Raw genomic sequence first — 13,775 nt, forward strand, 5'->3', positions numbered from 1 at the left:
GTGGACGTCGAACGCCCACCACTCCCACTACGGGATCGTGCTGGTGCGCACCTCCCCGGCCGATCCGGCCAACCGGCACGCCGGGCTGTCGCAGCTGCTCATCGACTTGTCGTTGCCGGGGATCAGCATCAACCCGATCCGGATCCTGGACGGCGGGCACCACTTCAACGAGGTGGTCTTCGACGACGTGGTCGTCCCGGCGGGGATGCTGCTGGGGGAGGAGGGCGCGGGCTGGCACCAGGTGACCGCGGAGCTGGCGTTCGAGCGCAGCGGGCCGGAGCGGTTCCTGTCGACCTATCCGCTGCTGGCCGAGTTCGGCCGGCGGGCGGCCAAGACCCAGGACGCGGCGCAGCTGGCCACGCTGGGCCGGCTCTCGGCGCGGCTGCTGGCGTTGCGGCAGCTGAGCCTGCGGATCGCCGCGGCGCTGGACCGGGGGGAGTTGCCGAACATCCCCGCGGCGCTGGTGAAGGACGTGGGGACGACGTTCGAGGCCGACGTGGTGGACGAGGTGCGCAAGGTGGTCGACGTGCCGGCGTCGCTGGACTCCCCGGATCCGCTGGGGCGGGCGCTGGCCGAGGCGCAGCTGCACCAGCCCGGCTACACCCTGCGGGGCGGCACCAACGAGATCCTGCGCGGGATCGTGGCGAGAGGACTGGGCCTGCGATGAGCGACCAGGAGCTGGTGGTCGAGACCGTCCGGGACATCCTGGGGTCGTTCGAGCCGTTCGTGCTCACCCCGGAGCGGCCCTGGGACGAGGGTCTGTGGCAGGCCCTCGTCGACACCGGCCTCACCGGGGTCGGGGTGCCCGAGGACGCCGGGGGCTCCGGCGGGGAGCCGGCCGACGCCGTCGCCGTCGTCCGCACCCTGGCCGCGGGAGCCGCGGCCGTGCCGGTGGCCGAGCACCTCCTGGTCGCCGCGCCCGCGCTGCTCGCCGCCGGTCTGGCGGTCCCGGCGGTCGAGCAGCCGCTGACCGTCGCCGTCGCCCCCGACGTCACGGCCACCGCCGAGGGTGACGGGTACGTGCTCACCGGCACCGCGGCCGGCGTCCCCTCCGCGGGGGTCGCCTCGTGGGTGGTGGTGCTCGCCGGGCCGGCCGACGCGCCGGTGCTGGCCCTGGTGGACGCCGCCGGGCTGCCGGTCACCGCCGCGGCGAACCTCGCCGGCGAGCCGCGCGGGACGATGACGTTCGACGGGACCCCGGCGACCGGCGCGCGGCTGACCGTGGAGCAGGCGGAGGCGTTCCGCGCCCGCTACGCCCTGGCGAGGGCGCTGCAGATCGCCGCCGCGCTCGAGCAGGTGCTGGCCTGGACGGTGCAGTACGCCGGCGAGCGGCAGCAGTTCGGCCGCCCCCTGGCCAAGTTCCAGGCCATCCAGATGGAGCTCGCCGAGATGGCCGGCGAGGTCACCGCGGTCGCCGCGCTGACCGACGCCGCCGTCCAGGCGCTCGACCGGGGCGAGTCCGTCGTCCTCGCCGCCGCCGCGGCCAAGGTCCGCGCCGGGGCCGCGGTCGAGGTCGTGGCCCGGCTGGCCCACCAGGTGCACGGCGCGATCGGCTTCACCCAGGAGCACCGGCTGCACCACCTCACCCGGCGCTGCTGGTCGTGGCGCGACGAGGCCGGCGGCGAGGCGACCTGGGCCCCGGTGCTCGGTGCCGGCCTGGTCGCCGGCGGTGGCGACCACCTGTGGAGCGCGCTGACCCGCACGGTCTGAACACCGGGGGCGCCCGGCCGGCGGGCGGGGCGCCCCCGCGGGTCAGCGGGCGGCGAGCTCGGCGAAGGTGTCGGCGACCCAGTCGGCGATGAAGGTGCTGACGTGGGGCAGGTGGTCGAGGCCGATGTGCTCGGTCGCGCCCTCCTCGGGGGTGAACACCCGCAGCTCGCGCTTGGGGGAGTTGACCGCCTGGTCGTAGGAGCGGTGCGCCATCTCCAGCGGGATCTGGCGGTCGTTGGCGCCGTGTGCGATCAGGAACGGCACGGTGATCTGCTCGACGACGCCGTTCAGGTGGACGTCGTCGGCGAGGCCGAGGAAGGCGTCGAGGTGGTGCTCGTCGCCGTCGGCGCCCCACACCCACAGGACGTGCTCCCAGTAGTGGGGGACGGGGCGCTCGCCCTCGCGCTCCTTGCGGCGGCGCTGGACCGACCCCCAGTCGTGGTTGGCGCCCCACGCCACGCAGAGCGCGAGCCGCTTCTCGAAGGCGGCGGCGCGGGGGGCGTAGTAGCCGCCCAGCGACCAGCCGACGATGCCGATGCGGGCGGCGTCGACGTCCTCGCGGGTCTCGAGCCAGTCCACCGCCGCGCCGGCCCACACCTCGGTGTCGATCCGGGCGGTCAGCCCCTGCAGCCGCAGCGCCTCGCCGGTGCCGGGCTGGTCGAGCATGAGGCAGGAGATCCCGCGGGCGGCCAGCTCCTCCCAGTGGTTCGAGGCGTACATGTGCTCCTTGGTGGAGTCCAGGCCGTTGACCAGGACCATCACCGGCGCAGGGCCGTCGTCGGTGGCCGGCGCCTGGCTGAAGTAGGCCGGCAGCGTCGTCCCCTCGTAGGGGATCTCGACCCGGGAGACCCGGGGGCTGTGCAGCTCGAACGCCTTCTGCGCGATCTCCAGCATCCGCCGGTAGGTCGGGACCCGGTTCGGGTCGGAGTGGGCGAGCATCCGCTCGGCCTGGGCCAGGTAGTTGCTGGCGCGGAACCACAGCTGCCCGGCGGTGCGGGTGTGCCCGCGCTTCTCGGCGTCCTCGGCCTGCGCGACGAGCTGGTCGGTCAGCGCGGTCCAGGCGCGGAGGAACTCCGGCGTCCCGGCGTCCTCCCCGGCGTTCGCGGCGTCCTTGATCGGCCGGCAGGCGCGGTCGACCTCGTCGATCAGCCCGCCGGAGTTCAGCGTGGCGACGACGCTGAGGTTCCAGGTGTAGGGCCCGGTGGGGAAGTACTCGAACACGGTGTTCCTCTCTGCAGGGTGCTCAGCAGGCGCCGGGCAGCACGGCGGACCAGCCGCCGTCCACCACGAGGTTGGCGCCGGTGACGTAGGAGGCCTCGTCGGAGGCGAGGAAGAGGGCGCACCGGGCGACCTCCTCCGGCGCGCCGATCCGGCCGAGCGGGATGGCGCGGGCGATGGTCCGCATGGGGTGGCCGGTGCCAGCAGGTCGCCTTCGGTGGCGGGGGTGCGGATCATGCCGGGGCTGATGCAGTTGGCGCGGATGCCGTGCGCGGCGCCCTCGGCGGCCAGCTGCCTCGTCATCGCGACGACGCCGCCCTTGGTGGCGGTGTGCGCGATGCGGGCGTTGGTCAGCGACCCGGTGATCCCGGCGGTCGAGCCGACCAGCAGGACGCTGCCGCCGCCGCGGGCGACCAGGTGCGGCCACGCGTGCTTGGTGGCGAGGAAGACGATGTCCAGCTCGTTGCGCAGGACGAACGACCAGTCGGCGTAGGAGGTCTCGGCGATCGGCGAGAAGCGGGTGGCGCCGGCGTTGTTGTAGAGGACGTCGATGCCGCCGTGCCGGCTCGCGGCGTCGTCGACCCACGCGCGGACGCCGTCCTCGTCGGCGAGGTCGAGCGGGTGGGTGCTGTCCATGACCCCGCCCGCCGCGCGGACCATCTCGAGGGTCTCCTCGGCTCCGGACGCGTCCACGTCGGTGCCGACGACGACCGCGCCCTCGGCGGCGAACAGCAGCGCGGCCGCCCGTCCCTGCCCGCCCGCGGTGCCGGTGATCAGGGCGACCCTCCCGGCCAGCCGCCCGCTCACGCGCGCACCGCGTCGCTGATCGACTTGACCCCGCCGTGGGCGGTCATCCCGCCGTCGACGGGGATCTCCGCGCCGGAGATGAAGGAGGCGCCGTCGGAGAGCAGGAAGGCCACCAGCGGGGCCACCTCGTCGACGGAGCCGGTGCGGCCGAGCGGGGTCTCGGCGACGTTGGCGGCGCGGAACGCCGGCGCCGCCGAGGCGGTCATCGGCGTCTCGACGTAGCCGGGGTGCACGGTGTTGACCCGGATCCCCCGCGGGCCGAGCTCCAGGCACGCGGCCTTGGCCAGCCCGCGCAGCGCCCACTTCGAGGCGGTGTACGCGGCGGGGTAGTGCCCGGTCAGCGCCGCGACCGAGCCGACGACGACGATCGAGCCGCCGGCGGTCATCAGCGGGGTGAGCGCCTGGATGCCGAGCAGCGTGCCGGTGACGTTGACGTCCACGACCCGCGCGAGGTCGGCCGGGTCGAGGTCGGTGATCCGGGCGCGCCAGGTGATCCCGGCGTTGGCCACCAGCCCGTGCACCGTGCCGTGCCGCGCCTCCAGGTCGGCGGCGAGCGCGGCCCAGCCCGGCGCGTCGGTCACGTCGAGCCGGCGGTAGGCCGCGCCGCCGAGGTCCTCGGCCGGCCGCTCCTGCACGTCGGTGGCCACGACGGTCGCGCCCTGCGCGGCGAGCAGCCGGGCCTCGGCCGCGCCCTGGCCCTGGGCGGCGCCGGTGACGACGACGACCCTGCCGGCCGCGCTCACGCCGGGCGCTTCCGGGTGCGCGGCCGGGGACGCGCGGGTGCGACCGGGGGCAGGCCGACGCCGGCGACGACGCGGTTGCGGATGGTGCCGATGCCCTCGACGGTCATCTCCACCACGTCGCCGACCTGCAGCGGGCGAGGGGCGGACTCGCCGCGGGTCCCCCAGAGCTCGGCGAGGCAGCCGCCGTTGCCGCAGGTGCCCGACCCGAGCACGTCGCCGGCGCGCACCTGCGTGCCGCGGGAGGCGTAGGCGATGAGCTCCTCGAAGGGCCAGCCCATGTTGGACAGCAGGTCCTGGCCGATCTCGGCGCCGTTGACGCTGACCCGGAGGTCGAGGGCGAGGAACCCGTCGTCGTCGCGGTACGGCTCGAGCTCGTCGGCGGTGACCAGCCACGGGCCGAGGGTGGTGGCGGAGTCCTTGCCCTTGGCCGGGCCGAGGTTGACCTTCATCTCCCGGGCCTGCAGGTCGCGGGCGGACCAGTCGTTGAGCACCGTGTAGCCGAAGACGTGCGCGCGGGCCTGCTCGGGGGTGAGGGATGCGCCGTCACGCCCGACGACGACGGCGACCTCGAGCTCGAAGTCGAACCGCTGCGAGCCCGGGGGCACCGCGACGTCGTCGTGCGCGCCGATGAGCGCGTAGGGGTTGGTGAAGTAGAAGGTCGGCGCCTGGTACCACTCGGGCACGACGCCGGCGACGCCGTCGATGGCCTTGCGGACACCCTCGACGTGCTCCTCGAAGGCGACGAAGTCCCGCACGGTCGGCGCCTCCAGCGGCGGCAGCAGCCGCACCTCGGAGACCGGCACCGCGGGCCCGTCCAGCGCGGCGGCGCCGGCCTCGAGCGCGGCGGGCAGCCCCGCCCGGACGAGGTCGAGCACCGTCGTCCGGGCGGGGAGCGCGTGCAGCCCGGCGTCCGACACGACGCCGGCGGAGACCACCCCGCCGGCCTCCCAGGTGGCGAACCGCATCAGACCGGCGGGGCCACGAAGAGGCCCTTGTCGGGGTCGTTGAACGAGCGCTGGGCGACGAACTCGTTCATCGCGTTCGCGGTGCCCCACTGGTCGGAGACCTCGGGCTGGGTGAAGTCGTACAGGTGCGGGTGCCAGGTGTCCTCGTCGAGGACCTCCAGCTCGGTCGTGTACTCGACGGTGTTGCCGTGCGGGTCGAGGAAGTAGCTGAAGGTGTTGTTGCCGGCCATGTGCCGGCCCGGGCCCCAGATCTTCTCCACGCCGCCGCGCAGCAGCCGGCCGGTGCCGCGCATGTACTCGTCGATGCCGCGCAGCTCGAAGGAGGCGTGGTGCAGCGAGGGGTGCGGGCAGCGGGCGATGGCGAGGCTGTGGTGCCAGGCGTTGGTCCGCAGGAACCACATCATCTTCCCCATGCGCGGGTGCATGAGCGTGTCCGACAGCGCGAAGGCCAGGTGCTTCTCGTAGAAGGCGACGGTGGCCTCGGGGTCGGCGGAGTTGATGACGACGTGCGAGAGGCGGACCGGGATGGACTCGCCCTCCTCGACGGCGCGGTGCTCGCGCACGGCGACGTCGGAGCTGACCTCGACGGTGCGGCCCTCGTTGTCGAAGAACCGGAAGCCGTAGCCGCCGCCGGGGGTCTGCAGGTCGCGCGGCTCGTGTACCAGCTGCACGCCGTCGGCGGCCAACTGCGCGGCGAGGGTGTCGACGTCGGCGGCCGAGGCGGCGCCGAAGGCGATCAGGTCGATCCGCTTGTCGGCCGACTCCCGCAGCCGGACGACGTAGTTCTCCGGGGAGCCCTCGGCGGCGAGGAAGGAGAGCCCGGTGTCGGTGTGCTCCTCCCTCAGCCCCCAGGTACTCGTGAAGAACTCGCGCTGGACGGCGAGGTCGGGCACCGCCAGGTCGACGTGCCGCAGGTGGGTGATCAGGCGCTGGGTCATGTGGGTGCTCCGTCGGTTCGCGACGAGATCTGCACAGTCGTGGCCATCAGGCGCTGATGGCGTCGAGTGTGCAGATCTCGGCAGGGAGGTCGGGGGTTACGCGGGCTGGGAGGTGAGGACGGCGATCGAGCGCATGAGGCCCGGGATGTCGCCCTGGACGTGGTCGAGCTGCCACTGGGCGAGCTGGTTGGAGGCGTCGACGACGGTCTTGGCCCGCTCGAACCGGCGCTCGGTGAAGGCGTCCCACAGGTCCTGGTCGAGGACCTCGCGGGTGCGCAGCAGGTCGGTGAGGGCGTAGGCGTCCTCGAGGGCCTGCGCGCCGCCCTGGGCGATGGTGGGCGGGCAGGTGTGCGCGGCGTCGCCGATGAGCACGACCCGCCCGCGGTTCCACGGCGCGGGCAGCACGTGGGTCTCGAACCAGGTGTAGTTCACGCGGGCCGGGTCGGTGAGCGTCTCGCGGATCTCGTCCCACGGACCGTGGTAGGCCTGCGACAGCTCCTTCATCGTGGCGAGCTGCTCGTCGGGCGTGAGCGTGGAGCGGTCCTGGGCCGGCTCCACGATGTAGGCGTAGAGGGAGTCCTCGCCGGTGGGGCAGTAGCCGGCGATGAACGACGGCCCGCCGTAGTACAGGTCGGTGCGGGTGACGCTCGCCGGTCGCGGGCCGAACGCGCGCCAGATGCCCATGCCCACCGGCTTGGTGTCCAGCTCGATGCCGATCGCGCGGCGGGTCCAGGAGCGCAGTCCGTCCGCGCCGACGACCAGGTCGTAGCGGCCGGTCGAGCCGTCGGAGAAGGTGACGTCCACGCCGGCGTCGTCCTGGTGCAGCTCGGTGTGCGTCGTGCCGAAGCGGACCTTCACGCCGACCTCGGTGGCCCGGTCGACCAGGATGCGGGCCAGCTCGGGGCGGGGCATGCCCATGACGGCGGGCAGGTCCGGGCCGCCGGTCTTCGCGTCGGGGATCTCGGCGACGACGGTCCCGGTCGGGTCCGGCGCGCGGATCCCGGTGACGTCGAAGGCGTAGCCGGCGGCGCTCACCTGCTCCCAGACCCCGAGGGTGCGCAACTCGCGCAGCGCGTTGCCCTGCAGAGTGATGCCGGAGCCGAGCGCCGTGGTCTCGGGCTTGATCTCGACCAGGTCGACGGCGGCACCCGCCTCGGCGAGGCGGATGGCGGTGGCGGCTCCGGCGAGGCCGGCCCCCACCACGAGGACGGTGCTGACAGCGGTCACGGCTTCCCTCACTTGACGGCGATGGGGTTGACCGGGGCGCCGACGGCGCCGGTCACGGGCAGGGGGGCGGCGGTGAGGAAGAAGTCCCACTGGCCGTCGGCGGCGCAGTCGGCGGCGAGCGCGTCGAGGTCCCACATCTCGCCGAGGAACAGGCCGATGTTGGGGATGGCGACCTGGTGCAGCGGCTGGAAGGCGACGTCGAACTCGTTGGGGCGGACCTCGAAGCCCCAGGTGTCGGTGGCGATGCCGGCGATCTCGGAGGCGTGCAGCCAGTCGGCGGTGGTGAAGCTCAGGCCGGGGGCGGCGCCGCCGGCGTAGTCGCCCCAGCCGGTGCCGGCGGCGATGGAGCGGCGGGCGCGGGTCAGTTGCCCGGTGCGGACCAGCAGCAGGTCCCCGCGGCCGACCCGGGCGGACTCGCCCTGGGCGGCGATGGTGGCCTCGAGGTGGTCGGCGGTGATGGGGAACCCGTCGGGCAGCTCGCCGTCGGTGCCGATGGCGCGGCCGACGTCGAGCAGGACGCCGCGGCCGGCGATGTGCGCGGCGGCGGTCTCGATGCCGGTGACGGAGTCGCCGAGGCTGGTGACGACGTCCCCGGCGCGGCGGCCGTTCCACGCCATGCCGTGGTCGAAGATGTGGCCGAGGCCGTCCCACTGGGTGGAGCACTGCAGCGGCATGGCCACGACGTCGTCGGCGCCGCCGATGCCGTGCGGGAAGCCCTGCACGCCGCGCTCGGCGTCGGTGCCGGTGTCGAGCATCGTGTGGACCGGGTTGGTCCGGCGGCGCCAGCCCTTCTGCGGCCCGTCCATGTCGAACGCCTGCGACAGCGAGAAGCTGACTCCGCGGCGGACGAGGCGGGCGCCCTCGACCCGCTTCTCCTCGGTGAGGAAGTTGAGCGTGCCGAGCACGTCGTCGGCGCCCCAGCGGCCCCAGTTCGAGCACCGCTTGGCTGCGGTGGCGATGGCGCCCTCGGGGTCGGTGCGGTCGAGAGCCGGCACATCGGCGGTGGTGTGCGTCACGCCGTCCACCGTCGGTTGCGCTCAGGTATCAGGGAAGACCGAAAGGATGATGCCGGGCATCGACGCCGTGGATAGCCTCGTCGGGTGAACCTGGCCAACCTCGACCTCAACCTGCTGGTCTCGCTGGACGCCCTGCTCGAGCAGCGCAGCGTCACCCGCGCGGCTCAGCAGCTGGGGCTGAGCCAGCCGGCGCTGTCGGCGTCGCTGGCCCGGCTGCGCCGCCACTTCGGCGACGAGCTGCTGTCCCGGGTGGGGAACAGCTACCGGCTGAGCCCGCTGGCCGCTCAGCTCAAGCCGCGGGTGCGGCTGGCGCTCGACGGCATCGAGCGGGTGTTCACGGCGCAGCCGGAGTTCGACCCGGTCGAGTCCACCCGCGAGTTCTCGGTCCTGGTCAGCGACTACGGCGCGGCCGTGCTGGGGGACACCGTGGCCCAGCTGCTGGCCGAGGAGGCACCTCACGCGCGGCTGCGGCTGGCGCACAACACGCCCGGCGCCGTGGACTCCGCCGAGCAGACGCTGCTCAACACCGACCTGCTGGTGATCCCGCACGGCTTCGTCATCGACCTGCCGCACGCCGACCTGCACCGCGACCGGTGGGTCATCGTGGTCTCCGCCGACAACGAACAGGTGGGGGAGGACCTCACCGTCGACCAGCTGCGCACGCTCCCGTGGGTGGCGACCTACCACGGGCCGACGGCGTCCACCCCGGCCGCGCGGCAGCTGCGCCAGCTCGGCATCGAACCGCGCGTCCAGGTGGTCACCGAGAGCTTCCTGACCGTGCCGGGCCTGGTCGCCGGCAGCGACCGGATCGCGCTGCTGCAGGAGCGGCTGGTCCGCCTGCTGCCGCTCGACGTCGGGGTGCGGGCGCTGGCGCCGCCGTTCGAGCTGGGGCCGCTGGTGGAGGCCATGTGGTGGCACCCGGTGCACGACCGCGACCCCGAGCACGCCTGGTTCCGCGACCTGGTGGCACGCGCCGCGCATCTCGTCGGGGAGCAGCTCGACGGAGGGCAGCGGCATAGACGGAGCTGATGCCGATCATCAGCAATCTCGCGTTCCCTGATCCCGCGACGTCTCCGCACACTTCTCCGCCAGTGACGCCGGTCACCGAGTCCGGCGCCCACCATCAACGGAGATGCCCGTGCTGGAGCACGCCCTCGACCACCCCCGCCCCGCCGCCGGGAGCCCGCGCTCGGGCTCCGGCCGCGGTCGCCGCACCCGGCTCGGCGCCGTCGCGGGGATCGCCCTCGCCGTCGTCCTGTCCGCCTGCAGCTCGCCGTCGGAGGTCGAGTCCGACTCCGGCTCCGGGTCGTCCGCCTCCGGGAGCGGGGACGGCGGATCGGTGTCCTCGGACTCGCAGGAACTGCTCGACGTCGCCTACGAGGGACAGCTCGGCACCCCGCCGACCACCGCGACCACGCCGCCGCAGGACGTCGAGGTCTGGGTCGTCTCCTGCGGTGAGCAGGTGCCCAGCTGCGCGGCGCCGGTCGCGGGCGCGGTCGACGCCGCCGAGACCGTCGGCTGGACGGTCAACGTCTGCGACGGCCAGCTCAACCCCAACGGGTGGGGCACCTGTGTGCGGCAGGCGGTCAGCGCCGGCGCCGACGTCATCATCCCGGTCGGCATCGACTGCCCGTCGATCCAGCAGCCGTTCCAGGAGGCGCGCGACGCCGGTGTGACCGTGGTCGGCGGCGGTGGCGCGGACTGCGACTCCGTCGGCGGGGAGGCGCTGTGGGCCAGCGAGCGCCTGCAGCTGGAGGGCGTCTCCGCCCAGGACCTGTACGAGCTGCAGGGCAAGCTCGCCGCGGACTGGCTCATCGGCCGGACCGACGGTCAGGCGAAGGTCCTGCACCTGGTGTTCACCGACCCGCTGTGGGGTCCGTGGCTGGCGCAGGGGTTCGAGGACGAGATGGCGACCTGCGCGGAGTGCGAGATCGTCTCGACGCTGGAGTACTCGAACTCCGACGTCGGCGGCGGCACCCTCCCGCAGAAGTTCTCCACGGCACTGCTGCAGGCGCCCGACGCGAACGCGGTCTTCGTCCCGGTGAGCGGCGTGCTCAACGCCGGGCTCGGTCAGGCGGTGGTCGCTTCCGGCCGGTCCGCCGACCTGAGCGTCATCGCCGCGCTGCCCGTCACGCCGAGCTACGACGCGATCCGCGGCGACGCCGGCCTCGACGCGGTCGTCGGCTACCCGATCGAGTGGGGCGGCTGGGGCTCGGTGGACACCGCCATCCGCGTGCTCAACGGCGAGGAGCCCCAGGTGCAGGGCGACGGCTTCCAGGTCGTCGACGCCGAGAACAACCTGCCCGAGGCCGGTCAGCCCTTCACCGGCGGCGTGGACTTCGAGGCCGCCTACCGCGAGGCCTGGGGTCTCTGACCGACGTCCGGCACCACCCGCTGGCCGCCCCGCGAGGGGCGGCCAGCGGCACAGGGGGAGGACCCACGTGAACCCGATGACGAGCGACGCCGTGCTCCGCGTGACCGGGCTGACCAAGCGCTTCGGCGCGACGCTGGCTCTCGACCGGGCCGACCTGGCGCTGCGGCCGGGCACCGTGCACGCGCTGGTGGGCGGCAACGGCTGCGGCAAGAGCACCACCATCAAGGTGCTGGCCGGTGTGCACCGCGCCGACGCCGGGCGGATCGAGGTCGCCGGGCAGGAGTGGGACGCCGCGCACTACGACGCCAAGGCCGGCCGGGCGGCGGGGCTCCGCTTCGTGCACCAGGACCTCGGCCTGTTCCCCGAGTTGTCGATCGCGGAGAACTTCGCCCTGGACGCCGGCTACCCGACCGGGCCCGCCCGGCGGGTGCGGTGGGGGAGCCTGCAGTCCCGGGTCGCCCGGCTGCTGACCGCCTACGAGATCGACGCCGACCCGCGCACCCCGGTCGCCGCGCTGCGCCCGGCGCAGCGGACCCTGGTCGCGATCTGCCGGGCGCTGCAGGACCAGGAGGCCGACCGGCAGCTGGTCCTGGTCCTCGACGAGCCGACGGCGACCCTGCCCCAGCACGAGTCCCAGGTGCTCCTGGACGCCGTCCGCCGGCGGGCGGACAACGGGCAGACGGTGCTGATGGTCAGCCACCGGATGCCCGAGGTGCTGTCGGTCTGCGACGACTTCACCGTCTTCCGGGACGGCCGGACCGTCGCCGCGCTGGTCGCCGAGCGGCCCTCCGAGGGGGAGCTCGTGCGGCACATGACCGGGGCGCCGCCGGCGCGCACCGCCGACGAGACGGTCGGGCGGACCGCCGGAGGACCGCCGGCGGCGTCCGCCGACGAGTCGGAGGCCGTCCTCTCGGTCCGCGGTCTGCGCGGCGGCCCGCTGCGCGGGGTCGACCTGACCGTCGGCCGGGGCGAGGTCGTCGGGGTCGCCGGGCTGGTGGGATCCGGGCGCAGCTCGCTGCTGCGGACGGTGTTCGGCGAGCACCGGCCGGCGGCGGGGACCGTGACCGTCCGCGGGACGGCCGGTCGTGTGACCACCACCGGCGACGTCCCCGGGCGGATGGCCGCCGGCGTCGCGCTGGTGCCCGAGGACCGGGGCGGCGAGGCGGCGTTCGCTGGGCTGACGGTCCGGGACAACCTCAGCGTGCCGGTGCTGCGCCGGTACTGGCGCCCGTGGGGGATGGACCGGCGCCGCGAGCGGTCCGACGCGGCCGGGCTGGTCGCCCGGTACGGCGTGCGTACCCCTTCGGCGGAGGTGCCGCTGGCGTCGCTGTCGGGCGGCAACCAGCAGAAGGTCGTGCTGGCCCGCTGGCTGCAGCGCGACCCGGCGCTGCTGCTGCTGGACGAGCCCACCCAGGGCGTGGACGTGATGAGCCGGGCCGACATCTACGCCACCGTCCGCGAGGCGGCCGGCCGCGGCTGTGCGGTCCTGGTCGCCTCCTCCGACCTGCTGGAGCTGGCCACGTTGTGCGACCGCGTGGTCGTGCTGGCCGACGGGCGGGTGACCGCCGAGGTCTCCGGGCCCGACCTCACTCCTGACCACTTGACCGCCCTCACCCAGAGCACGGCCGCCGACCCGGCCGGCGAACTGCTTGGAGCACCGCGATGAGCGTCACCGACACCCCACCCGTGCCGTCCCCGGCCACCGACCAGACCGCGCCCACCGACACCGCGGCTGCGCCGGCGAGCCCGCGCACCGGCGGGCACGGCGGGGTCACTGGCCTGCTCGAGCGGCACGCGCTGCTCCTGCTGCTGCTGGCGGTCGGGACCTTCTTCACCTTCCTGCCGGCAAGCTCCGACACCTTCCTCACCCAGGACAACGTCAGCGTCCTGCTGGGCAACAACGCCACCGTCGCCCTGCTGGCCCTGGCCGTGGTGCTGCCGCTGGTGTGTGGCTACTTCGACTTCTCCCTCGGCGCGACCGCCGCTGCCTCCACCGTGCTCACCGCCGGGCTGATGAGCTTCCACGACCTGCCGCTCGGCCTGGCCGCGACCGCCGGCATCGGCGTCGGCGTGCTGGTCGGCGCGGTCAACGGCCTGCTGGTCACCCGTTTCGGCCTCAACGCCTTCGTCACCACCCTGGGCATGGCCACCCTGCTCGGCGGGCTGGTGCAGTGGTACACCGGCGGCCAGACCATCCTCGCCGGCCTGGACCCGCGGCTGGCCGAGTTCGGCTCCACCACGCTGCTCGGCGTCCCGCAGGTGGTCTACGTCGTCGCCGTCGTCGCCCTGCTGCTGTGGTACCTGCTGGCCCAGACCCCGTTCGGGCGCAGCCTCCACGCCATCGGCTCCAACCCCCGCTCGGCGGCGCTGGTCGGCATCCGGGTGCAGCGCTCGGTGTGGAGCACGTTCGTCCTGGCCGGGGCCATCGCCGGGGTGGTCGGCGTGATGGCGCTGGCCCGGTCCGGCTCGGCCACCGCCGACCCCGGCACCACGCTGCTGTTCCCCGCGCTGGCCGCGGCGTTCCTGGGGGCGACCGCGGTGCGGCCGGGGTTCTTCAACGTCGTCGGCACGCTCATCGGCGTCCTGTTCGTCTCCGTCAGCGTCAGCGGCCTCACCCTCGCCGGCGCCAGCACCTGGGTCAGCCCCGTGTTCAACGGCGCCTCCCTGCTCGTCGCCGTCGGCCTGTCCCACTACCTCGGCCGCAGCCGCGGCGTCCGCACCACCTGACAGCCCCCGGCCCGGCACCTCGTCCGCCGGGCCGGTCCCGCGTGAGTACC

The 13,775-nt window shown here is 74.3% G+C and carries 13 protein-coding genes and 1 pseudogene; 6 read left to right on the forward strand and 8 right to left on the reverse strand.

Annotation, left to right across the window (positions count from 1 at the left end; translation table 11 throughout):
• Positions 1–667: acyl-CoA dehydrogenase family protein (locus tag ACI8AX_RS20200; protein ID WP_456551652.1), on the forward strand; the 667-nt coding region annotated here is incomplete at its 5' end.
• Positions 664–1,710, forward strand: coding sequence for an acyl-CoA dehydrogenase family protein (locus ACI8AX_RS20205; protein WP_456551653.1), 1,047 nt, complete (start codon positions 664–666; stop codon positions 1,708–1,710). The genes ACI8AX_RS20200 and ACI8AX_RS20205, both read left to right, overlap by 4 nt.
• 42 nt (positions 1,711–1,752) lie before the next feature.
• Here ACI8AX_RS20205 and ACI8AX_RS20210 read toward each other — a convergent pair whose 3' ends face one another.
• The 8 genes and pseudogenes from ACI8AX_RS20210 to ACI8AX_RS20245 all read right to left on the reverse strand — a co-directional run bounded on the left by ACI8AX_RS20210 (position 1,753) and on the right by ACI8AX_RS20245 (position 8,624).
• On the reverse strand, positions 1,753–2,931 hold the full coding sequence (locus ACI8AX_RS20210) for an alpha/beta hydrolase family protein (protein ID WP_456551689.1): 1,179 nt from the start codon (positions 2,929–2,931) through the stop codon (positions 1,753–1,755).
• Positions 2,932–2,953: 22 nt separating this feature from the next.
• A complete protein-coding gene (locus ACI8AX_RS20215) occupies positions 2,954–3,115 on the reverse strand; it encodes an SDR family oxidoreductase (protein WP_456551690.1) in 162 nt (53 codons plus the stop codon).
• 35 nt (positions 3,116–3,150) lie between these two features.
• Positions 3,151–3,735 (reverse strand): annotated as a pseudogene (locus ACI8AX_RS20220) (SDR family NAD(P)-dependent oxidoreductase); the annotation flags it as partial.
• Positions 3,732–4,478, reverse strand: a complete 747-nt coding sequence (locus tag ACI8AX_RS20225) for an SDR family NAD(P)-dependent oxidoreductase (protein WP_456551654.1) — start codon at positions 4,476–4,478, stop codon at positions 3,732–3,734. The gene ACI8AX_RS20225 and the pseudogene ACI8AX_RS20220, both read right to left, overlap by 4 nt.
• Positions 4,475–5,443: a fumarylacetoacetate hydrolase family protein gene (locus ACI8AX_RS20230; RefSeq protein ID WP_456551655.1), complete on the reverse strand. Its 969-nt coding sequence runs from the start codon at positions 5,441–5,443 to the stop codon at positions 4,475–4,477. The genes ACI8AX_RS20225 and ACI8AX_RS20230 overlap by 4 nt, the downstream gene beginning before the upstream one ends.
• A complete protein-coding gene (locus ACI8AX_RS20235; RefSeq protein WP_456551656.1) occupies positions 5,443–6,381 on the reverse strand; it encodes a VOC family protein in 939 nt (312 codons plus the stop codon). The genes ACI8AX_RS20230 and ACI8AX_RS20235 overlap by 1 nt, the downstream gene beginning before the upstream one ends.
• A 96-nt stretch (positions 6,382–6,477) precedes the next feature.
• A complete protein-coding gene (locus tag ACI8AX_RS20240) occupies positions 6,478–7,608 on the reverse strand; it encodes an FAD-dependent oxidoreductase (protein ID WP_456551657.1) in 1,131 nt (376 codons plus the stop codon).
• 8 nt (positions 7,609–7,616) lie between these two features.
• The gene (locus ACI8AX_RS20245) at positions 7,617–8,624 is read right to left on the reverse strand and encodes a cyclase family protein (protein WP_456551658.1); all 1,008 of its coding nucleotides are present in this window, start codon (positions 8,622–8,624) and stop codon (positions 7,617–7,619) included.
• A gap of 84 nt (positions 8,625–8,708) precedes the next feature.
• Between ACI8AX_RS20245 and ACI8AX_RS20250 the strand changes: the two genes are divergently transcribed.
• The 4 genes from ACI8AX_RS20250 to ACI8AX_RS20265 all read left to right on the forward strand — a co-directional run bounded on the left by ACI8AX_RS20250 (position 8,709) and on the right by ACI8AX_RS20265 (position 13,725).
• Positions 8,709–9,653 (forward strand): LysR family transcriptional regulator, encoded by a 945-nt coding sequence (locus tag ACI8AX_RS20250; RefSeq protein WP_456551659.1) that lies wholly within the window; start codon positions 8,709–8,711, stop codon positions 9,651–9,653.
• 103 nt (positions 9,654–9,756) lie between these two features.
• Positions 9,757–10,998, forward strand: coding sequence for a sugar ABC transporter substrate-binding protein (locus ACI8AX_RS20255; protein ID WP_456551660.1), 1,242 nt, complete (start codon positions 9,757–9,759; stop codon positions 10,996–10,998).
• A gap of 76 nt (positions 10,999–11,074) precedes the next feature.
• Entirely contained in the window at positions 11,075–12,664 is a 1,590-nt protein-coding gene (locus tag ACI8AX_RS20260) for a sugar ABC transporter ATP-binding protein (RefSeq protein ID WP_456551661.1), read from the forward strand.
• Positions 12,661–13,725 (forward strand): ABC transporter permease, encoded by a 1,065-nt coding sequence (locus tag ACI8AX_RS20265; protein ID WP_456551662.1) that lies wholly within the window; start codon positions 12,661–12,663, stop codon positions 13,723–13,725. The genes ACI8AX_RS20260 and ACI8AX_RS20265 overlap by 4 nt, the downstream gene beginning before the upstream one ends.
• Positions 13,726–13,775 lie beyond the last annotated feature (50 nt).

It is taken from the genome of Blastococcus sp. SYSU D00813 (assembly GCF_054050735.1).